This is a genomic window from Methylobacterium phyllosphaerae (genome assembly GCF_001936175.1).
Lineage (GTDB): Bacteria > Pseudomonadota > Alphaproteobacteria > Rhizobiales > Beijerinckiaceae > Methylobacterium > Methylobacterium fujisawaense.
On the sequence record NZ_CP015367.1, the window covers coordinates 4,482,679 to 4,504,234 of the forward strand.

Consider the following 21,556-nt stretch of genomic DNA (forward strand, 5'->3'; position numbering starts at 1 on the left):
CGCACGTTTTGTCTCGATTTTTTTTGCCGCGGCTTTAGGCTTGTTCCAAATCTTTTTTTTCGTCAGCATTATAGATCGCAGAATTTTTCGTACCCAATTTCAGCGCTAACCAATCGGCCTCGGGCGTATCCGTAACCATTCCCGGAAAATGCATTTTGGCGCAGACAGGAGTAACACAATTGCTCCAGTCCTCCGCGTCCACGCGGTCGCCGAACTGGGTGATTTGCAACGCAAAGTTCCTACCATTGTCGCGACGATCAAACTACCGAGCGGCAATTGCGCATCAAAAGGCATCGACAATCCCGTTGTCATTTTGTCGAATACGACTCTCACTTTTGCAAATGGTGAAGAATTATTTCATACTGATAGCTCTGCCGTTATCTGGGGGTGCGCACCAAATCCCGCTCTCAGCAGTCGAGTTGATTTGGAAATTAGGAATATAGGATTTGATGTCAAAATGAAAGTCTCAGTCCCGCATACTTGGCCCGGAAATCGCATAAAAACTACCCTTGGCACGCAGCCGTTTTCTCTGGACGCAACCTTCAGCCTTAAAGTCCCTAGCGCGGGCGCGATCCAGGTCGTTAATTTGTACGGCCCGTTTAGAAGATGGTACTGTAACCAAGGACTGGTGCGCGACCTCACGGTCGTAACAACGTACACCGCGTCATCGTGAAGGGAGGATGGCATGCGCCTGCGTCCTTTGGCTAGCCTGTTGGCGTTTCTGCTTATCTTGTCATGTGTAGCGATCGCTTCATGGCGTTCGTCCTTGCGCAGCGTCGCGGAGTACGCGGCTCTGGACGAGGAGGCGAAAGCGATCGGTTACACACAGGACATTCTTCAGGCAGGGGCGCAGCCCGCGGCGTGGGATACGCGGCTGTTCTTGCCGGCGGGCTCGCTTCGAGATGCAGCCGGCCTCCTTGTGGGAACGGAATTTAGCTCTCAAATGGCGGACAGGGACGGCGCGCTTCCAGCAGGCACCTTCGTCGCACGCCTTGATAGCCTCAACGTCGAAACCGAAGCATCGCGCCTTCGTCCACACTTGGAAATAACCGTGAGGTTCCGACCCGCTGGAGGTTCAACGTGGTGGAGTGACGCGGCGGTGCGGTTTGCGGTCGACGCCGAGTTTCTTCCGACGATCGGCACCGATGACACGTCGGCTGTGCTGAAAATTGTCCCAGCGCGCCTTGCCCCGGTTACCGGTCTGCATCTTTTCGACGTTACGGCGGGCAAGCTTGCCTCGGAGGTCCTCTCGCATACCGTTATCGAGCGCTTCGCCCAACAGCTTGCGATTCCGCTGCCGCCGCTGAAAACAGACTTCAAGCTGCCGGTACACTTGGCGGTCGACCAGCACCTCGCCTTTCCCGTTCAGGGCGGATATCAACTCCACGCTAAATTGGGTGGCCCCGACGTTAACGGTTCGTTCGAGGCGCCCTATCCACTCGTGACGGCGTCAGGCGTTTGGTTGCTCGGAGGCGCCAAGGTAACCTTCAGGAATCCAGACCCACTGCCGGTCGACCGGGCGGCCGCACGCAGCGCGATAGACCTGAAGCGCGATCAACTGGAGGCTAGTCTCGACGCGTTCAACGCCGCGGGAGATGACGTCGAGGTACGGTTGCCGGTCCGTCCTTTGCTGGATGCCGCGAGGACGATTTCGGGTCGTCAGTTCGATATCCCAATCAGCACAACGGGCGCCAACGGCGTGATCGCCGAGGGAAATGTTCTAAAGGATGACTTCCTCGGCAACGTTGGCGTCAAGGTCACGCCACAGCACGCCGAGTTTGTCTCAGGCACGCTCAGCGCGAATTTCGCCCAACCGAGCTGGTCTCCAGATAAGGGTCTGACCGTGAGTGTCGGCCTTCAGGCTGCAGTGCGAGCGGCAGTCCATTATCACCTCTCGACCGGAAAAATCGGAGGCGGGGTAGGAGGAGATACGACGATTGAAGGATCAACCAGCGGTACTCTCTCGTCGCAGATCGCTGTCAGCAGACAGGAAACGCCGAAGGGAGCGGCCATCATCATGCAACCGAAGTTGTCATGCGTGCGAATTGCGGCGGACATTTACAGTCAGGCCGCGCTGTTGAATGTCGGCTGGGTCAAGGTCGGCAGGATCGGCGTGCGCATGAAAAGGAACGTCGGCGGCGGTCGTCAAGCACCTGTTCCACTAATCGACGGCCTGTCGCGGGTTTACGCGTTAGGTGCGCCGCAGCCAAATGCGACAGGAAAGCGGGAGGATCTGCGTTTGCCGCAGCCGGCAGTCGAGATCCGGTGGTCGCCCACATCAGTGGTCATGGAAAATGACGGACTCAGGATCCGGGCTCGTTTGTCGATTAGCGGCTCCGATGCGCAGCCAGGCGGGCCCCTCGATAGCGATCGGAGCGCCCTTGCAGACGCGCTGCATGAGCAATCGAAAGAGTCGCCGTGCGCGCCGGAGCAGGAACTCGCTCTTTTGGTCGATAATGCGGAGATCGGTCCGCACAATGATATCGTGAAATTCCTCGACGACTCGGTGAAGGCGGGCATCCGGGTCGGACAACAGACAGTCGACCAGATCAACAAGCTGCGGGAGAAGCCGATCGACACCATCAAGGAGGCTCCCGGCAACATAGCCCGCGAAGCCGAAAAGGCCGGCCGGTGGCTCGGCGATCGGACCGGCATCCACATCCGCTCGCCCTGGTAGTTGCGCAGCCGCTCGCTGCCGCGCCTTTCGCACCTGCCGACAGCTACTGCCCATTAGGCGTCCTCGGCGAACGCTTGCGGCTTCGACGCCGTGGAACTGGCAGGCGGCTAGAGTGAGGCTGACATACCACTGAGATCTTTCTATACTCGGACTTAGAGTCCGGCCTTTCGAAAGAGACAGTGCCGGCTTGGCGAACATCGGAAGGAAAGGTCGCAAAAAACACTCCTGCTACGCATCGTTGAGAGGCGTGGCGGCCTGCATGTCATCTAGCCGCGCGTATAAGGCGTCGAGACGATCGGTGAGGGTCAGGAGCCGGTCGCCTCAGCCTTCCTGCGTCGCATCTACAAGGACACCATCATTGCTGCTGGCAGCTTCGACCGCGCCGGCGCCGAGTCGATCCTTCAACGTGGCGACGCTGACCTCGTCGCCTTCGGTCGCTGAGCGATTGATCCATCCGCATGTCCTGTGTGGATGGCTCCCGCATTGCAAGTGGCGAATTGAGCTTCTGACGCGTTGGTCGGGTGCAGTCTTGTGTCCGGCCTGACGATGCGGTCGTTCATGTTGACCGCTGGCCCTGATGGTATCCGCGAGCGGGGTCCCACTCTGCTTTGCGGGCTGTGACGCCCTGGACATCGGGCGGGGTGTCCCGGCTCCCGGTCTGACCGGTTCGCCATCAACTCTTATCGTCCTCGCAACTTGGAAAGTCGTCTTCTCCGTGCTGTCAGGCAGCCCTGGCCGCCGGTGCGCGGTAGCTGCCGCCGTGAGTCATGATCGCCCAGGCGCCCCGCGCCGTGCGATTAGCTGCCGCAACGGTCACCACGCGCACCGGCTTGCGCTGCAGCAGCGCCGGCAGCCGCGGGTCGACCGAGGTCGGCGTCGCCTTCGCACGCCGGATCAGAGAGGTCATGCCGACCACGAGCAGCCGGCGCAGGTAGCGGTCGCCCATGCGTGAGATCCGGCCCAGGCGCTCCTTGCCGCCGCTGCAGTTCTGCAGCGGTGTCAGTCCCAAAGAGGCCGCAAACTGCCGACCGGAGCGGAAGCGCTCGGGCTCGCTCACCGAGGCGGCGAGTGCCGTCGCCGAGCCGCTGTGACCTGACCGGCGACCTGCAGGCCAAAATCAGACTCGCCCGCGATCAGCTCCTGGTCTTCCACGCCTATCCAGGCTAGGTCGAGCCGACCAACAACGGCTTCGAGCGGCTCCTGCGTCCGGCTATCGTGCAGCGGAAGGTCACCAACGGCTACCGCGCCATGTGGGCCGCCGAAGGAGAAGCCGCCATCCGCACCGTCCTCGACACTGCACGCCTGACCGGCGCCGGACGCTTCGTAACAATCCTCAACACCGTCCCCGCCCAAACGCCGCTGGCACGGGCGTGGGTAGTTACCCCACAGCGCTGGCGGACCGCTGATGCTCACAGACCGGGTCACCAGGCTCGAAGTCCCGTCGGTGGCGCAGTTGAACGCCTTCGCGGCACCCACTGTGTGTTGAGGCTTCCCGCGCGTTGCGGTTCTCATGCAGTCCAGGCTAGGGAGGGAGGGGAGGGCCAACCCGAAGTGGTGGCGCTTCAGCGTGGATTCTGGGTCGGAGAGTGAGTTGAGCCTGTCCTCACAGCAGACTGCCTTGCTGAACGCCAAGCTTGACGCAACCTTCGTTCCGCATCTGGCCCCGCTTTTGCAGCCGAAGGGCGGCGCGGACGACACGGTCAAGAACCGATCCAGGGCTCTCGCCGCTCTCGTGATCAGCGCACTATGCGAGGTAAGCCCGGATGAGGCATCTGCATCCGTTGTTGACGACTACGATGACTATGGAATCGACGCGATGCATTATCATGCATCGACAACAACACTTTATCTCGTGCAGGCTAAATTAAAGTCGGGTTCACAGTTTACGCAGACGGAGGCCAACGCGTTTTGCCAGGGCGTGCGGAAGTTGATCCGCCAGGATTTTGCCGGATTCAATGAGCATGTCCTGAGGCGACAAACAGCCATAGAAGATGCCGTTGAAAACTGCTCGCGAATCGAGCTGGTCATCGTCCATGTCGGTGCAGGCATGAGTGCACATGCCGACGGCGCCCTTAAACAACTTATTGCTGAGGAAAAGAACGACGAAGAGCGCCTGTGCTCGGACTACTCCGAGCTTGGTGCGGACAGGGTTGCGATATATCTGCACGACAGCGGCGCCGATGCCCGCGTGGACGGAACGGTCCACCTGAAAGCGAGCAGTTACCGCGACGAGGGCCGCAAGACGTACATCGGCTTCGTCGCACTCGATCGGCTAGTGACACTGCACAAGCAGTTTGGAAAAGCTTTATATACAAAAAACATTCGCCAGCATCTTGGACACAAGACTGATGTTAATGCCGCGATCCGGCAGACGTTGGCAGACCGCCCGAGAGAGTTTGAGCACCTTAATAATGGTGTGACTATCCTGGCAGAGAGGATCGATCCTAAAAATAACAATGCGCACCGAGGCAAGCGATTGGACCTGACCGGTCTATCGATCATCAACGGGGCACAGACTGTCGCGTCTGCCGCAGGCTTTGTAGAGGATCAACCTAACGCGTCAATTGCGGATGCGTACGTTCCGATCACAGTAATTCAGGCCGATCTGGATCATGACTTCAGCAAACGAGTGACGCGCGCACGGAATCATCAGAATCCCGTCTACAGCCAGAATTTTGCTGCATTGGATGATGAGCAGGAGCGGCTACGACGTGAGCTGGCCCTTTTAGGCGTCCACTACGCATATAAGCCGGAGGCGCTCGGCGATGCGGCCGATTATAACCGCGTTCGAATTGAGGAGGCGGCGCAGGCTTTAGCCGTCGTCACCCGTGATCCGCGTTTCGTGGTCTATTTGAAGAAAGAACCGGGACAGCTGCTGCTCGTCGAGGGTCCGAGTTATAAGTCGCTCTTCACGCCGTCATTGACAGCCTTTCGTTTGCTGAATGCCGTACGCTTCTTTCGGTACGTGCAGGCGCAAATGCGCATCCAGGAAAAAGCCGCAGCTGGGACGGGCTACGAACGTCTGACCTATAAGCACGGCGACTATGCGATTGGATTCGTTCTCGGCAAGCGGATCGAATCCACCCTCGCGGGTGCAACAGCCGTTGACCCTGCGAGACTGTCTGGGGCTTTGTCTCAGCCATTCGATGAAGCACGCCAGGCGCTCTGGAATGCGGTATCCGCTCGACTTCAGCAGGCGGACAAGGGGCCGCTCGCCATTGTCCGTAATGTCGGAGAAGCTCTCCCGGTACTTCGTGAGGCGATGATTAATCATTACAACTTGCACAGCGACCCCGCGCTCCCACACGTCTCCATCGCCGTTCCGGGAGAGCTCTATCCGGTGAAGCTGTACGATTACCTCGCCAGCAAGGCTCCACAAATCGGGGGCCTGACGTGACGAAGAAGCAGAAGTTAGAGCTGACCTGGGTCGGGAAGGAGAAGCGGCCACGGCTGGAGCCTCGCATCCTTTTAGAAGAACCGGAGTTGTCCCACCACGCGGACCACCGAGGCGAGCGGGAGGTATTCGACAACCGGCTAATTCAGGGTGACAACCTCCTGGCGCTGAAGGCGCTGGAGGCGGAGTTCGCCGGTCAGGTGAAGTGCGTCTTCATCGACCCTCCTTACAATACGGGCTCGGCCTTCGCACACTACGACGATGGAATGGAGCACTCTCTCTGGCTCTCCATGATGCGTGATCGCCTAGAGCTTATCCGCCGTCTCCTTTCCCCGGACGGCTCACTCTGGGTGACACTTGACGACAACGAGGCGCATTACTTCAAGGTCATGGCTGATGAGGTGTTTGGGCGCGATTGCTTCGTCACAAATGTGGTCTGGGAGAAATCAGACTCGCCTCGGAACTCTGCTCGCCAATTCTCGACCGACCATGACCACGTGCTCGTTTACGCAAAGGGACCAGAATGGGTTCCGCGGAGGCTTGCACGTACCGAAGAGGCCAATGCAATTTATGCAAATCCCGACGACGATCCGCGTGGACCGTGGCTGCCCGGCGACCCGTACGCGAACAAGCCTTACTCGAAAGGTTTGTACAAAATGGTTGGACCTACAGGGCGTACCTTCTCTCCACCTCCGGGGAGATATTGGCGTGTTTCCGAAGAAAGGTTGAGAGAGCTAGATCAGGATGGCCGTGTCTGGTGGGGACCGAACCGAAGCGCACGTCCAAGCATCAAACGCTACCTCAACGAGGTAGGTGACCTAGTACCGCGGACGCTCTGGTCAAAAAATGACGTTGGCAGCAATCGAACATCAAAGAATGAGCTGCGGGCACTATTCCCCGGTGACGTGTCTTTCGACACACCAAAACCAGAAGCGCTTCTGAAACGAGTGCTCGACCTTGCCACTAACCCCGGGGACCTCGTCCTCGACTCTTTCGCCGGCTCCGGCACGACGGGGGCCGTGGCACACAAGATGGGGCGGCGGTGGATTATGGTGGAGCTGGGCGAGCATGCCCAGACTCACATCGTTCCGCGGTTGTGCAAGGTGGTCGATGGGACTGATCCGGGCGGGGTCACGGAAGTGGCCCAATGGAAGGGTGGCGGCGGCTTCCGCTTCTTCCGCTTGGCGCCGTCGCTTCTGGAACGCGACAAGTGGGGTCGGGAGGTGATCTCCAAGTGCTACAACGCGGCCATGCTGGCAGAGGCGCTCTGTAAGATCGAGGGTTTCACCTACGCGCCAGCTGAGACAGAGTACTGGATGCAGGGTCGCTCGACGGAGCGCGACTTCCTGTACGTCACCACCCAAACGCTGACTCACGAGCAGCTCCGCGACCTCTCGGAGGAGGTCGGGCCCGACCGCACCCTTCTCGTGCTCTGCGCGGCTTACCGGGGCGATGCCCGGGGCCTGCCGAACCTCACGGTTAGAAAGATTCCCGACCACGTCCGCGACCGCTGCGAATGGGGCCGGGACGATTACAGCCTTGCCGTCGCGGCGCTGCCTGAGGCTGAGCCCAAAGGACAAGACGCGCCCGCGCAGGCGACGCTGTTCGCGGAGCCTACGAAGTGAACCGCCACGTCGGCGTGATCGCCGGGCGGCTGAGCCTACGGGCGCCCCAGCGACAGTCACTGGAGATCCTCGACCGGGTCTGCGAACTCGTCCCGCCGCGGCGCGGCGCCGATCGGGCGGCGGGGCTGGCTGCGATCCGGGCCGAGTACCCGAGCGTGACTGATTTCGAGCGCGAGTTCCTAAGTATCTGCTTCGCGCTCGCGACCGGTGTGGGCAAAACAAGGTTGATTGGCGCCTTCATTGCCTACCTACACCTGGCGCACGGGATCCAGAACTTCTTCGTGCTGGCGCCGAACCTCACGATCTATCAGAAGCTTATCACGGATTTTACCCCGAACACGCCGAAGTACGTTTTCAGGGGCATCAGCGAGTTCGTGACGGACGAGCCCGAGATCGTGACAGGCGAGAATTTCGAGAGCCGGGGCGCGCTGCTCGACTCCCTCCGTCGCTGCAAGATCAACATATTCAATATCTCAAAGCTGAATTCGGAGGTGCGCGGCGGGCGCCAGCTCCGGATGCGCTCCTTTCGGGAGACGCTGGGCGAGAGCTACTTTGACTATCTGGCCGGCCAGCCCGACCTCGTGCTCATCATGGACGAGAGCCACCGCTACCGCGCCTCGGCCGGCTGGCGCGCGCTGAACGAGCTGAAGCCGGTGGTTGGCTTAGAGCTAACCGCCACGCCTTTCGTCGAGACCCCGAAGGGGCCAGTCCCGTTCAAAAACGTGATCCTCGATTACCCGCTCGGGCGTGCGATGGCCGACGGCTTCGTCAAGGAGCCGGTCGTCGTGACACGACGCGATTTCAACCCGGCCGGCATGAGTGCAGAGGCGATCCAGCGTCTTAAGCTCGAGGACGGTATCCGGCTGCACGAAAGTGTGAAAGTCGAACTTGAGACCTACGCGAGGCAATCGGGGCTGGCGCGGGTCAAGCCCTTCCTGCTCGTGATCGCGCGCGACATAACCCACGCGGCCGAGCTCAAGGCAAACATCGAAGGCGAACTGTTCAGTGGACGCTACGCGGGGCGGGTCATCCAGGTCGATTCTTCCGTAAAAGAGGACGCGACGGTCCAGGCGCTGCTCAACGTAGAGCGGGCGGAGGAGCCGACGGAGATCGTGATCCACGTCAACATGCTGAAAGAGGGTTGGGACGTCACGAATCTCTACACGATAGTGCCGCTCCGCGCCGCTAACGCTCGGACGCTGATTGAGCAGTCGATTGGGCGCGGCCTGCGCCTGCCCTACGGGGCGCGGACGGGCGTCGCAGCGGTGGACCGGTTGAACATCGTCGCTCACGACCGCTTCCAGGAGATCGTGGACTCGGCAAGCCGGCCGGATTCACCCATCCGTATGCGCTCGTTGGTGCTGGACGATGTCATTCTTTCCGGTCGCACGACCACTATCGTGTCCCGGCCCAGGCTCGCCGACCAGCTCGGGCTGGCCACTGACGTCATACCTTCGTCACTTGGTGGCGACGGCTTCGGCGAGCGCGGCCAAGCCGTGTTCAACGCTGAGGAGGGGCGCGTAGCCCGGATCGCTTGGGCAGAGTTCAGACGACTTGAAGCGCAGCCAGACCGAGCTCCCACCTCGGCCTCTCTCCTTAGGCCGGACATCCAGGCAGTCGTCGTCGTCGAGGTCGAGCGCCAATACCGCCCCGCTCAGGTTGAGCTCGGGGGCATCCGCGAACACCCGGACGTGGCCTCGGTCGTCGCACGCACGGCCGAGCTCGTCGTGCAGGGCACGATCAACATTCCACGCATTTTGGTGACCCCGCGCGGCGAGGTCAGATCCGGCTACCGGCCGTTCACGCTAGACCTTGCCAACATCCGCCCGCAGCCCGGTGGGACGACCCTGTGGCTCCAAGAACTACGAACCGGACGGGCGGAGACGCTCCTGCCCGGCAGCGAGTCGCGGGTGCACGAGAAGCAGCTCGAAGATTACCTCGTGCGCCGGCTGATCGACAAGCCGGACATCGCCTACGACCAGCATGCCGACCTGCTCTACGACCTCGCTGGGCAGTTCGTCGCGCACCTGCGGACCTATCTGCCGGAGGAGGAGGTTGCTGAAGTGCTGAGTGCTAACGACGAACTCCTGGCGAACCTAATCCACGGGCAGATGCAGGGCCATTACGAGGAGGCCGTCGACGAGGGATACGAAGTCGTCGTCAAGCGGGGTTGGACGATGCTTCGCGACAGCGCATTTACCGCCGCCGCAGACGAAGAGCCACTCGACTTCCGCGCACCTCCGCCGGACCTGAATAACATCGCTCGGTACGTGTTCGGGGGTTTCCGACGATGCCTCTATCCGGCGTTGAAGTTCCAGTCGAACGCCGAACGCAAGCTCGCAATCGTACTCGACCGCGACAGCGAGAAATGGTTCAAACCGGCGAAGGGTCAGTTCCAGATCTATTATCGCCGGGGCGCTGATCATCCCGAGTACGTTCCCGACTTCGTGGTCGAGGTGGCAGACCGGATCTTTATGCTGGAGTCGAAGGCTTCCAATCAGCTTGCCGATCCTGAAGTAATGACAAAGCGCGACGTCGCGCAGACCTGGTGCGCACACGCGAGCGCGTACGCTGTTCGTCACGGCGGCAAGCCTTGGAGCTACGTCCTCGTTCCTGATGACTCGATAGCCGAGAACATGACGCTGGAGCGTCTAGCCTTCTTGTGACGAATGCTGCCCCCAGACGTTTCGGCTTGGGCTTGTGACGTTTGCCGAATGCCATCTGGGGAGGCGGCGCCCGATGGTCTCAGCCAGCAGTACAGTCTCGTCGCTGGTTATCTCGGGTAGCGGATAAGCACGAAGCCCGGAAGCAGACATACTGAGTGTCGGCAATGGGTCAGCTTCACCCATTCTCCGTTACGCCAATGGGGAAGTCGGGCGAGCGAACTGCATCATTTGGACTGGCTCCGTCCTCCCCCGCTAAGCTTGAGGAGGTACCCAGGTTCAGCGACCTAATGCGGCCCGCGAACACGTGCCGAAACAGCTTAAGCTGATCAATGATCCAGCGGTGCTGACGCTTCCAGTCTGCACGGTCAGACACGTCCGCTTCCTTGAGGTATACGGCGAGACGCGAGGCACGACTCTCTGGCAATTCTTGCCATTCCAGCGGGCGGCCATAGGCCGCCTCAATCTCAGCACTCGCCCCTTCCAACTGACGATAGGCCAGCTTCGGCGGCATATCGTTTTGGTGCATGTAAAGCTCAAAGCGGATCTGCCGTTCGGCGCGGAATAAGCCTGCCGAGAGCTGGAATCCCGATCGCCCGATCGCGAACGGCAGCCAATGTCTCGGCCAAGCCTTCGGGAACCGTCCTGTCCCACCAGATTGTTCGAACTCCTGCCGCAGCCCGAGCCAGTACTCCTGGTAGAGCAAGCCAACCTCGCTCGGCGCGTCGGATGTCGCTCGACGGACGGCTTGCCGAGCCTGTTTGGTCCAATCATTCGGCATAGCCACCACGTTGAAACGCGGCGCTGGTAGGCTGTCGACAATGCGGATTGCCTCGATCTCTACGCCAAAAAAATCGAAGCCGTCACCAGTTTGACGATTAAGCCAATCGATAGCCGCTCGGTGCTCCTCCCGAAAACGCGTTGTGATCCAGACAACGGTTGCTCCATCACTACCCAGGCCAGCAAGGTAAGTGAGCACTTGGCCCAAATGGCGGTGGTCGGAAGGTTCGAGCTGGTTCTCGATCAGCACCTCTACGCCACCCTCGTCAACCGCAACGATGTCGGCCGAGAAATCCCCGACGCTGCGCTCGGTCGTTTGAAGGGTGAGCTCTCCCAGGTGAAGGGCCTCACCGAGCAGGTTTAGGTTTTCGGCGTCGGCGAGCCAGGGAGTGAAATGGCTGGCCTCGTTCGTCCAGATTGTTCGAACGTCGACGGGGATGATACGGCCGAGCTTGATCATCGACGAACCCGCAAAGGCGTAGACTTTCTGAGGTCGAGCACTGTCGCCGCGATCTTGGATGATCTCGGGACTGTTACTACAATAGTCATCGAAAACTTGGTCAAACTACGTCTGCCGATCCTCTACTCATGTCGAGCAGCCGCCGAAACTCGATGTCCGGCGAATCACTCTCCCGTCAGTTTACGAATATATATGCGAGACTCGCGGCCCCTGTATCATCTTTTTGGGCTCAACAGCGCTTCGCCCTGGTTGAGCGGTTTAAAGCCTAATCCAATGGTCGAACCCGAAACTCGCTCCCAACCCAGTGGCATCGAGCGCAGCGGGTACGATACCACCACGATCTGATCGTCGATCTCGATGATCGTGTAGGCGCCGATATCGGCCGCACGAGTCTCATTCCAGATCCGCTTGGTGGCGTGCTTTGGCATCACCGGGACGACATGGTCCAACGCGCTCACGTTGATGAAGCGAGACCTACCCGTTCGGGTGTCCGTGAATCCGTGGCTGTGCCCGAACAGGAAGAGCGGAACGACCGGCATATCCTGGGCCGTCTTGGTAAGCCGACCATGGGTCACCACGATGGTGCGCTCCGGTGGATGACCGACCATCCGGGCTACGAGTTCCCGACGGTTGGCCCGCGCAATCTCTCTGTAGCCTTCCTGGTACTTCGCCCTCATCGCGGGTTCGAGCTGCTTTCGCTTCTCCCGCAGATTGCTCAACCACCGACGCAACGGCCACACCGGTCTCAGGTGCGCCTTGTTCGGCAACGGCGGTAGCGCCACACACGCGGCCAGCATCTCGCGTTCTTCACGCTCCAGCGCCTCTATGCGCCCGTCAATCTCCGCGAACCCAGCATCGTAGTGAGCATCGAGGTCCGCGGTGATCGAAGCCGCCACAGGGTTGTGACCCCAGTTCGCATCGACACCGCTGAATCCCGTGAATGACCAGCCATCCAGCGTGAACGGAGCGTTGTGGAGATGGTGGGCGCGCAAACCGAAATCGTGATCGTAGGTAAGACTATGATCCCAGTTGCCGTAAACGTACAGGATCGGGCAGTCGAAGCTGGTTAGGATGTCGAACACCTGTGTAGTCGTGTCGAGATCCTTGCCGATGTCACCTGCCAGGATTATGGCGTCGAAACTGTTGTCGGTGAGCTCCCGGAGCCGCATGACGGACCCGACTTTGCCGTGAATGTCTGAGATGGCCAGGAGCTTCATGAATGGCGTAAGCTTGGCTAAGCCACCGAAATTTAAAGTGATTAAAGAGATTCGGCGGCACCATAGATTTCGGATGCTTAACTTTCGGTCGCGAAATTTAGCGCGTGTATTGGAGCGCGTGATCTAAAGACGGATTCTAAACTGGCTGGAAGGTGATCCTCTTGATCTTGTTTAGCGGCCTGCTGGGCCCCGCTAAGGCGAATTTTGGGGTCGCCAGCCATCCCAGGCTGCGTGAGAAGGGCTCACTGCGGTTATGGCGGCTTCGAATTTCTTGTCAAGCCGCCCAGTTTGTCCGCACGTATTGCCGCCACGCGTGCTTCAACTTGCCACCGCGTGAGAACATCATCTCCTCAGCAACTTCGCCGGTGACCCCGACCTCCGCCGCGAGATGCTCGACCGCTTCGCAATACCGCTGGTAGACGAGTGCGTCGTTCGCCCGCCTGACCCACCCTGCGGCGGTGATGGTGACGATCGGCGCGGTGAATAGCAGCGACACCGACTTGCCGGTCCACTGGTCGAGGATGAACCCGTCAAGCTCCGGGCGCGTGAAGAAGATCAGCTTCGTGTAATATGCCGGGCCGAGGCCCATCACGGCAGCATTGTGAAATCGCCGGTACGCCTCGGCCCGGCATAATCCGCCTGCCCGCATCCGCTCGACGATCGGCACCCACTTCGCGCGCTCGCTCCACGCGTCGCGACCGTGAGACCGGTTCATACCGCCCCAAGCCATGCAGGCGACAAAGCAAGCTTCCGCGCTGTTCGCCGTGTCGCTGCAGAAAGCACGCAACTCCTGGCGGGTGAGCCGACCGACGGGTAATGGGCCGCCGTCATAACTAGGCAGCGCTAAGGCCCATCGCGCCGAAATGGCTCCCGTCCAGCCCGAGTTCGGTTGCGCAATCCGGGTGAACTCGGCGAAGTGCGTGTCGTGGACCATCGTCGTCATCCACTGCGGGCTGAGGCCTCTGCTACGCTTTCGATAGCACCGATTTTCTGGCCCGTCTCATGAACATATCCCGACCTGAGCCTGACCCAGCAACTTGGTCCGCGTCGAGCGCAAGTTTTTCGGGCATCTGAGGGTCCCCCGGATTTTGGTCCGGCCGCAAGGTGAGCTTCCGGATCTCATTCGGCGGCCTGCAGGGCCGCCGCCAGGGCGAATTCCTGGGGCGTTCGCCACCCCAGGGCGGTGTGAGGACGGCTCTCGTTGTAGTGCCGCCGCCACGTCTCGATCTTGCTCCTCGCGTCGGCCAACGACAAGAACCAGTTCGCGTTCAGGCACTCGTCGCGCAGCCGGCCGTTGAACGACTCGACCAGCGCGTTGTCGGTCGGCTTGCCGGGGCGCGAGAAGTCCAACGTGACGCCGTTCTCGTAGGCCCAGCGGTCGAGGGCTTTCGAGACGAACTCAGGCCCGTTATCGACCTGAATCGCGCCCGGTGCTCCGCGCAGCAGCGCCAAGCGGCCGAGGACAGCCACGACCTGCTCGCCTTTGATGCCCTGGTCGACCTCGATCGCCAGAGCCTCGCGCGTGAACGCATCGACGACCGTCAGGGCCCGCAGCCGGCGGCCGTCGAACAGCGCGTCGGAGACGAAGTCCATCGACCAGCGTTCGTTCGGCCGGAGCGCAGCAGGCTGACGCTCACGGTGTGCCGCGCTGACGTTCCGGCGCGGCCGCTTGAGCCGCAGGCTCAGCCCCTCGTCCCGGTAGAGGCGGTGGACCCTCTTGTGATTCACCCGCCAACCTTCCCGGCGCAGCAGGATGTAGATCCGGAAGTACCCGTAGCGCACCCGGCTCTTGGCCAGATCGCAGATGCGCATCCGTAGCGGTGCCTGATCGGGTTTGGTCGAGCGGTAGCGGACGCCCGACCGACCGACGCCGAGCGCGACACAGCCGCGCCGCTCGCTCACCCCGTGCGCCTCCTGAACCTGGTGCACGAGCTCGCGTCGCCGAGCAGGCGTCAGAGCTTTTTTGCGAGCACGTCCTGCAGGATGTGCTTGTCGAGGCTCAGATCGGCCACGAGCTGCTTGAGCTTGCGGTTCTCGTCCTCGAGCTGCTTCAGCCGCCGCAACTCGCCCGTCCCCAAGCCGCCGTAGAGCTTCTTCCAGCGGTAGAATGTCTGCTCGGAGATGCCCATCCGGCGCAGCACCTCCGAGACCGGTGTCCCGGTCTCGGCCTGCTTCAGCGCGAAGGCGATCTGCTCTTCGGTGTACCTGCTCTTCTTCACGGCTCTGCTCCTCCCCTCAGGGGCTCACGAAACCGGAAAACTCGCACTCACGCCGGACCAAAGCGATGGGGGGACGTCACATCCTGAACCCTGAAGGAGGGTGGATGCCATGCCACGCAAGCGCTTCACGAACGAACAGATCGCCTTTGCTCTGCGGCAGGCGGAGAACGGCGCCTCGGTGGATGAGGTCTGCCGGAAGATGGGCGTGTCCGAGCCGACGTTCTACTGCTGGAAGAAGCAGTTCGTCGGCATGGGCGTGCCGGAGATCCGGCGGCTGAAGCAGCTGGAGGACGAGAACAGCAAGCTCAAGTGGCTGGTCGCCGACCTGACGCTGGACCGCTCCATGCTGCCGGATGTACTCAAGCGAAGGTGGTGAGGCCCGCCGCTCGCCGCGAGGTCGCCGGTCACCTGCAGGTGACCTACGGCATCAGCGAGCGTCGGGCCTGTCAGGACACCGGTTTCGGCCGCTCGTCTCAGCGTTACCGCAAGCGCGCCGACCCTCAGGTGGCACTCCGCATGCGGCTGAAGGAGCTCGCTGCCGCACGGGTGCGCTACGGCTACCGGCGGCTGCACATCCTGTTGCGACGGGGGGGCTGGGAGGTGAACCACAAGCGCACCTACCGGATCTACCGGGACGAAGGGCTGTCGATCCGGCCCAAGCTGCCCAAACGCAAACGGGCCTGGCGCTACCGACAAGGGCGGCCCGCGATCGGCGGTGCAAACGAGGTCTGGGCCATGGACTTCATGTCCGATCGCGTGTTCGACGCGAGTCCATTCCGGATCCTGACGGTCGTCGATTGCCATACGCGAGAGGCGCTCTCGCTCACACCGCGAGCCAATTTCCGCGCCTTCCAGGTGACCGAGGCCCTGGACGGACTGGTGAAGCTCCGCGGTCGTCCAAAGAGCCTACGGGTTGACAATGGGCCGGAATTCGCCGGGCGCATGCTCGACCAATGGGCTTATCTGAACGGGGTTGAGATCGACTTCTCCCGACCGGGTAAGCCGACCGACAACGCCTACATCGAGTCGTTCAACGGCCGCCTACGGGCAGAGTGCCCGAACGCTTCGTGGTTCCTATCGCTAGCCGATGCCCGTGAACGCATCGAGGACTGGAGGTACCACTACAACGAGGATCGACCCCATACGGCCCTGGGCGGCTTGACGCCCCGAGACTTCGCCAACAAAGCTGTCACAGCCCGAAAAATCGCATAGGTCGTGGACTACAAACCGGGTCAACTGCACTGGCCCGAAAGCCATACATCAGAGCGGGCCACTTCACTAGGGGCGAATCACCCGTCTGAGGACGGACACTAACATCTTTCGAACCCCGTTCCAAACTTCCGTTCGCCAGATTGTTCATTTCGAGCTGAATCCGCGGCGAAAACCTAAATTTTGCGAAGGATCTCGAAAAATGCAGATGCTTTGTCGCGGCGTGGTGCTATCTTTATAATCTAGCTCCGATTCGATCTGACATGGAGGTGGTGGGAATGAAACTCCGACTGTTAGCAGCCTTCTCCTCCGCTTTGTTCGTTCATCCAAAGATCGCTATGGCAGACGAGCCATCATTCAACATTCCTCCAGTAACTATTCCTGAAAGTATTCCGAAAGTTCTGAATGGCTATCCAGTTCCTGGATCGTTATGGCCAGCTACCCGTATATCAAGAACAACTACATCAAAAGGTACATTCCAATGCACGGCCACAATAATTGGCCCTCGCGTTGTCCTCACGGCGGCGCATTGTGTTGATAACGACGCCTCAATGGTGGTAAAATCAGATTTCGGGAATGTAACAGTCAGATGCGAGCATCACAATTCTTACAGCGGGGCGCCCTATCATGATAATGACATAGCTCTTTGTATATCTCCGACCGATATTTCGCTTGGAGGTGCCCGATACGAGAAAATAAATACAAAATCCTCGATACCTCAGAAAGGAGCTGTGGTTAGGCTGCTTGGATATGGGTGCACCGAGCCAAGCGGAGAAACAGCGCCTTATTTGTATAGCGGCACAACTCAAGTCGTGAACAGAGGCTCCAATAAAATTCATCTTTCGGGCGGCGGTGGTGCGGTCGTTTGCGAGGGAGATAGTGGAGGTGCCGCTTATGCAGAAGGACCACAATCCCCCTCACCTCTGACCCGCGTCGTCATTGGCGTTAATTCTACAAGGGAAATAGATTTCTCCGGATCAAATGTCACAGATATTGCTGATACTGAAATTTCTAAATTTATTCAATCTTGGAAGTCAAAGCACGCGGTTTCTGTGTGCGGATACGATGAAATTCCCGGCGCCTGTCACCCTTAAAATCGCTATGAAAATTCGGCACAGCCATATCAAATGCGGTATGTTTTTCGGCGTGTTGTTTCTAGCATGCGCGGCGGCTGCATTGGCGTCGGATAGAGAATTTATACAGATAACGCTTCCGGCTGACGCTACTCCAAATACTGTTTTGGCCATAGCTAGTATTGGTGAGTCCGAAAAAGTGATCACCGGCCCTGAGGATACTATCAGTAAGATTGTGGGCGTAAAATGCGGGCCCGTTGATCCTGTTTATTTCCGACTCGTTAAAGACAATAATCCGAAGTTAGATTATAGTAATATCAGCGAATTATTACCGGCTGGCAAGAACGTGATCTTGCCTGCCTGTGCAACTCGCCCCGCGGCCGAGCTGAAAAATTTCCAGAGAGGCGATACGCTTGGCAAATATCTTCCTCCCGCGGTCCTGCCTTCGAGTCCGATTGATGCGAAACTCAGCGCGTCTCGTCGACAGCATATCAATAATAGCGTGACTTTATCGATTTTTGGGTCTAAAATTTCTATTCCGGTAGCGAAAGAAATAAAGGTTCTTTCTCAGATAAGCGCGAAAACCGCCAACGAAATAGTCCTATCGTCATCAGAAGGGAGCGTTCCGATTGTTGACCCAAACAAAATTCTTGCCGGGCAGTCGGTAAAGATTCCGACACAAATCCCACTTTCAAAAACAATTCAGCTTCGGCCGGGTCTCGCCCTTGACGCCGCCCTCTCGCAATTAAAAGCCGCAACTGCCTATGATGAAGTTGATGTCTCATCAGTGGCGAGGCGAGGATTTGAGGCAAAACTTCCACTTCCATTGACTGGGGATAAAGCAGACTGCCTATCTACGACGGATCTCGAACAGTGGCCTTTGCCATATTCGATGTTGGCAGCGAGCTTAAATGATAACGAGGCGTTTCGGACCGGCCTAGATTTGTCGGTGGATAAAAGTACGGTCTTGGTTCTTGATACTGGATTTGATTTTAGGGGAATTAACCCCGGATACCCGGCGACCTCGTTTCCGGTTGTGCAATCAATGCGTGCGAAATTGACGCAATTTGGCGGTAAAGACGAGCCAGATTTTACTAGTGAAGGCGTAAATTTGGCAACTCTGAGGACGGGCGGCGGCACCTCGGGTCCCTACTATGTTGGGGGTCGAGACATGCGGTGGCACGGTGCGGCTGTCGTATCTGCTGCACTTGGATCCCGAGCGACTGGTATTAGCCATATTCAAAAGATTGGCTCTGTAGCTACCGCGTCCACTATGAGGAATGGAGTACCGGCAACTTTTAGCGCTCCTGAAGCGCTGGGGAATGCATTTAAATATGCTTACGACATTGGTGCTAAGGTCGTAAATTATAGCTTCGAAATTGGAAGCAATCCGCAGATCGACACACAATTATCTAAATACGGGTCGGGCTTTGTAGTTGTGGCTGCCGCTGGAAATAGCGGAGGCTGGGAGGAAAGCTGGCCTGCAAAGTATGGAGGCGACCGGGGGAATGCTAATGGTGCGTATGTCATAACTGTTGGTGGCCATGAGCCCTCTGGTGAGTTGTGGAAGTCTAGTAACAGGCATTCATCGCGTGTCGATCTGCTCGCCCCATCTTGTGGCGTCCCCGTTTATGAGGGTAAAGACAATGGAACGACAAAGTGGCCGGTAGCTGCTGTTCTGGCAGGGACATCCCTTGCCGCACCTCTTGTCAGCTTTGTTGCTTCATTGCTGGCAGCTGAACGACTGAGTCCAGCAGAGATTAAAACGCGCCTGATGACATCGGCGAAAATTGATGGCCGAGTAATAGATGCCAGTTATTCGGGCGGGATACTTGATGCCCCAACGGCGTTAACCCTTTATCGCGACGTTGTTCGCGTGCGTGACGAGACGGGAACGAGCATTTTCCATGGCCGTATTGGCGACGACGCGGCTGTCATATCTTTGTGTGGAATGTCATCTTACGCGGGGAAAATTCAGAAATTGGTTGTCTACTCGGTTGAGGGGAAGGCCAAAGTTTTGTCTTGGATTAAGGAAGGCGACGATACCGTGCTTTGGAAGCGTGACTGTAATTCAAGTAAATCAGATTTCAATCTGAATTTTGAGTCTGACGATGGTCATAAATTTTATCTAAGTCCAAATAAAGATTTTGACCTCACAAGAGCGCACTTTCATCCATAAGCAAATTGGATTTGGCCTTCGAAGACTGCGCTGTCGAGATGGGTCGGCGCGGCAAACAAGGTCGTTATACTGCGATGGGTATAGTCGTCGACCTTGGTTTTTTATGATGTTTGCTCAAGGCTAGGTCGGGACGGGCGCACTGTGGGGTGTGAATCGGCTACCGTCTCGGTCGAATGGGGCGGCGTGCCGGGCCGACTTGTCTTGTCGCGCAGCAGACCTTCGACACCCGCCTCGGCGTAGCGCCGCTGCCAGCGCCATACGGCCGGGCGGCTAACGCCCGCCCGCCGGGCGACGTCCTGGGCACTCATACGCTCGGCCGAAAGCAGGACGATGCGGGCGCGCTGGATGTGCTTCAGCCGACGGGAGCGGTCTCTGGCGATCGCAACCAGCCGTGCCGCGTCGGTCGCATCATGAGGCGCGCATAACGTCTGAGCCATCGCCCAGACTCACACGTCTCGCCGTCAGCATGAATCCTCTGTCCGCGTCACTGCACTAGGACGCCGTTGTGTCCGACGTCCAGGTCATCAAGCCCGACGTCGGAGCTGGCGAGCTTGATGACATCCTTCTCCGCCGCGATCCTGTATGTAGCCCGGCGACAATGAAGGCCGTGGTCTTCGCGGTCCCAGGATCGCTATAGAGGTGCAGACCCTGCGACAGCTGCCTCATGATCGGCACAATAGGCGCTGCAAACGCCGTACTGATCACCAGCTTGGGGCAGACGGAAGTCGAAGTATCGCTGATCTGGCCACCCACAGGCAAGAACGCGGCCTCGCGCAGGGTGATATCGAAGCTGGCAAACAAAACCTCGATGGCCGGCTTGCCCTCGATCTGAGCTCGCGTGAGATGCTCGAATTGAACATGCCCCTATTACCTGCCTGCAAGCCGCTGTTCGTTGTAGATCCAAAGCACGGCAGCGGCTCCTAGCGAGATCATTCCGAGTAACAACAACGTACGTACCTGTTGAGGGTAACTCCCAGTCGAGCTGTCATGCAGGCAGATAGGAGGACGTTTGTTCGCAGCCGCCTCCGTCTCAATTGAGAATGGTTGCGCTCTGCCTGCGGCCTGAGCGGAGGCGAGCGCTGGCCTTGGGTTGATCAGCCTTGCATAGACTTGAGAATCCGTCTCGTAAAATGAGTCATGGATGTCGAATGGGCGTCCGATGGCGTTATATAGCCGTCTCTCACGTTCGTAGAAGGCTAGCGGGTGAGTCCCGATAGCTCGTCCTGCAGCAATCCCAGGCTCAAGTACGTGCACCAGTTCATGAAGGAAGCGATCCTCAAGCGGGCGATCCCCGGCGAAAAGAGGGTTAAGGTAGACATGCCGACTAGCTGAGGTAAAGCCTGAGAGATCTGGGTTCTTTCTGAGAGCAAGCGGCAGGGCATTTGGTTCGTCAAACGTAAGATCAACAATGCGACTTTTCGAGCCGTATAGTTCAGAACTGTTTACCAGATTAATAATACTATTCAATCTTTGCTGTTCGCTGTTTGGGACGGATGGATGGGATTTTAATATAATCGCCATTGGATCACCTCGTTTGCACGTTGGTTGAGGCTGACAGGCATCCGAATCCCTTGACTAATTCATACGATTGCTTTCCCCCTACCAAAAATCCTTTTCTGTTCGCTAACTCGCCCTGATGCTCCTCCGTGCCGCAGTCGTCGGGATGGTCCGGATTGCCTAGAAAGATTGTCACTACGCCACTGAAGTTTTCTGTTCTGGCACGAAGCACGACAGTACTATTACCTTGTTCGTCATATATTACGGGCGACGATCTGATGAATTTGGTGGTAATAAGATATATATCATTGAAAAAAAGATCGAAAAAGCAAACTGCATCATTGCACTTCTGGTCTCGACGTATTGTGATACTCAGAACTCCCTTTTTAGTGTTTAATAAAGTCGGATTCTCGTTTAGCTCGATGGTGCGCTGCCCAGCATAGACGCTGCTAGGGCTACATGCAATCATCACAGCAGCGAATCTTAGAGCAGCACAAATACGATCTGAACGAGTTGCGGCTGACATTTATCGGTCCCTTACAGCCACTCTGGCAAAAATCTTT

At 58.6% G+C, this 21,556-nt stretch carries 12 protein-coding genes and 4 pseudogenes; 8 read left to right on the forward strand and 8 right to left on the reverse strand.

What is annotated here, in order from left to right; translation table 11 throughout:
- Positions 1–34: 34 nt before the first annotated feature.
- Complete coding sequence (locus MCBMB27_RS29730; RefSeq protein WP_139231567.1) at positions 35–229, reverse strand: hypothetical protein; 195 nt, start codon at positions 227–229, stop codon at positions 35–37.
- A 456-nt stretch (positions 230–685) separates the two neighbouring features.
- Between MCBMB27_RS29730 and MCBMB27_RS29735 the strand changes: the two genes are divergently transcribed.
- Positions 686–2,677, forward strand: coding sequence for a hypothetical protein (locus MCBMB27_RS29735; RefSeq protein WP_139231568.1), 1,992 nt, complete (start codon positions 686–688; stop codon positions 2,675–2,677).
- 721 nt (positions 2,678–3,398) lie between these two features.
- Here MCBMB27_RS29735 and MCBMB27_RS20390 read toward each other — a convergent pair.
- Positions 3,399–3,758 (reverse strand): annotated as a pseudogene (locus tag MCBMB27_RS20390) (transposase); the annotation flags it as partial.
- On the opposite strand from MCBMB27_RS20390, the pseudogene MCBMB27_RS29240 reads away from it, so the two are divergent.
- From MCBMB27_RS29240 to MCBMB27_RS20405, 4 genes and pseudogenes are all read left to right on the forward strand, one after another.
- Positions 3,752–4,027 (forward strand): annotated as a pseudogene (locus MCBMB27_RS29240) (IS66 family transposase); the annotation flags it as partial. The pseudogenes MCBMB27_RS20390 and MCBMB27_RS29240 overlap by 7 nt on opposite strands.
- A gap of 241 nt (positions 4,028–4,268) precedes the next feature.
- Positions 4,269–6,074 (forward strand): AIPR family protein, encoded by a 1,806-nt coding sequence (locus MCBMB27_RS20395; protein WP_075382047.1) that lies wholly within the window; start codon positions 4,269–4,271, stop codon positions 6,072–6,074.
- Positions 6,071–7,696, forward strand: a complete 1,626-nt coding sequence (locus tag MCBMB27_RS20400; protein WP_075381155.1) for a site-specific DNA-methyltransferase — start codon at positions 6,071–6,073, stop codon at positions 7,694–7,696. Before MCBMB27_RS20395 ends, MCBMB27_RS20400 begins: the two co-directional genes overlap by 4 nt.
- A complete protein-coding gene (locus tag MCBMB27_RS20405) occupies positions 7,693–10,362 on the forward strand; it encodes a DEAD/DEAH box helicase (protein WP_075381156.1) in 2,670 nt (889 codons plus the stop codon). Before MCBMB27_RS20400 ends, MCBMB27_RS20405 begins: the two co-directional genes overlap by 4 nt.
- Positions 10,363–10,537: 175 nt before the next feature.
- Here the strand turns inward: MCBMB27_RS20405 and MCBMB27_RS20410 are convergent, their stop codons facing one another.
- The 5 genes and pseudogenes from MCBMB27_RS20410 to MCBMB27_RS30620 form a co-directional block, all read right to left on the reverse strand.
- Positions 10,538–11,599, reverse strand: coding sequence for a DUF4268 domain-containing protein (locus tag MCBMB27_RS20410; protein ID WP_075381157.1), 1,062 nt, complete (start codon positions 11,597–11,599; stop codon positions 10,538–10,540).
- Positions 11,600–11,814: 215 nt separating this feature from the next.
- Positions 11,815–12,816, reverse strand: coding sequence for a metallophosphoesterase family protein (locus tag MCBMB27_RS20415; protein WP_075381158.1), 1,002 nt, complete (start codon positions 12,814–12,816; stop codon positions 11,815–11,817).
- A 274-nt stretch (positions 12,817–13,090) separates the two neighbouring features.
- Entirely contained in the window at positions 13,091–13,750 is a 660-nt protein-coding gene (locus tag MCBMB27_RS20420; RefSeq protein ID WP_139231569.1) for an 8-oxoguanine DNA glycosylase OGG fold protein, read from the reverse strand.
- Positions 13,751–13,935: 185 nt separating this feature from the next.
- Positions 13,936–14,925 carry an IS3 family transposase gene (locus tag MCBMB27_RS20425; protein WP_335633094.1) on the reverse strand — a complete coding sequence of 330 codons (990 nt, stop codon included), beginning with the start codon at positions 14,923–14,925 and terminating at the stop codon, positions 13,936–13,938.
- Positions 14,883–15,035 (reverse strand): annotated as a pseudogene (locus tag MCBMB27_RS30620) (transposase); the annotation flags it as partial. The gene MCBMB27_RS20425 and the pseudogene MCBMB27_RS30620, both read right to left, overlap by 43 nt.
- Before the next feature lie 109 nt (positions 15,036–15,144).
- Between MCBMB27_RS30620 and MCBMB27_RS20440 the strand changes: the two are divergent.
- The 3 genes from MCBMB27_RS20440 (at position 15,145) to MCBMB27_RS28910 (ending at position 19,496) form a co-directional block, all read left to right on the forward strand.
- Positions 15,145–16,247, forward strand: a protein-coding gene (locus MCBMB27_RS20440; RefSeq protein ID WP_091955416.1) for an IS3 family transposase whose coding sequence is annotated in 2 segments (ribosomal slippage) — positions 15,145–15,400 and positions 15,400–16,247 — 1,104 coding nt in all. Because the reading frame shifts where the segments join, the coding sequence is not laid out codon by codon here.
- A 275-nt stretch (positions 16,248–16,522) separates the two neighbouring features.
- Entirely contained in the window at positions 16,523–17,338 is an 816-nt protein-coding gene (locus tag MCBMB27_RS28905) for a S1 family peptidase (protein ID WP_159020358.1), read from the forward strand.
- Positions 17,310–19,496 (forward strand): S8 family peptidase, encoded by a 2,187-nt coding sequence (locus MCBMB27_RS28910; RefSeq protein ID WP_159020360.1) that lies wholly within the window; start codon positions 17,310–17,312, stop codon positions 19,494–19,496. Before MCBMB27_RS28905 ends, MCBMB27_RS28910 begins: the two co-directional genes overlap by 29 nt.
- A gap of 152 nt (positions 19,497–19,648) precedes the next feature.
- Here the strand turns inward: MCBMB27_RS28910 and MCBMB27_RS20455 are convergent.
- A pseudogene (locus tag MCBMB27_RS20455) lies at positions 19,649–19,933 on the reverse strand (helix-turn-helix domain-containing protein); the annotation flags it as partial.
- Positions 19,934–21,556: the final 1,623 nt, after the last annotated feature.

What these genes read in the sequence shown, in the direction of transcription:
- MCBMB27_RS29735 (WP_139231568.1), top strand. Translation starts at nt 686, where the DNA reads ATGCGCCTGCGTCCTTTGGCTAGCCTGTTGGCGTTTCTGCTTATCTTG.
- MCBMB27_RS20410 (WP_075381157.1), bottom strand. Translation starts at nt 11,599, where the DNA reads ATGATCAAGCTCGGCCGTATCATCCCCGTCGACGTTCGAACAATCTGG.
- MCBMB27_RS20415 (WP_075381158.1), bottom strand. Translation starts at nt 12,816, where the DNA reads ATGAAGCTCCTGGCCATCTCAGACATTCACGGCAAAGTCGGGTCCGTC.
- MCBMB27_RS20420 (WP_139231569.1), bottom strand. Translation starts at nt 13,750, where the DNA reads ATGGTCCACGACACGCACTTCGCCGAGTTCACCCGGATTGCGCAACCG.
- MCBMB27_RS28905 (WP_159020358.1), top strand. Translation starts at nt 16,523, where the DNA reads ATGAAACTCCGACTGTTAGCAGCCTTCTCCTCCGCTTTGTTCGTTCAT.
- MCBMB27_RS28910 (WP_159020360.1), top strand. Translation starts at nt 17,310, where the DNA reads ATGAAATTCCCGGCGCCTGTCACCCTTAAAATCGCTATGAAAATTCGG.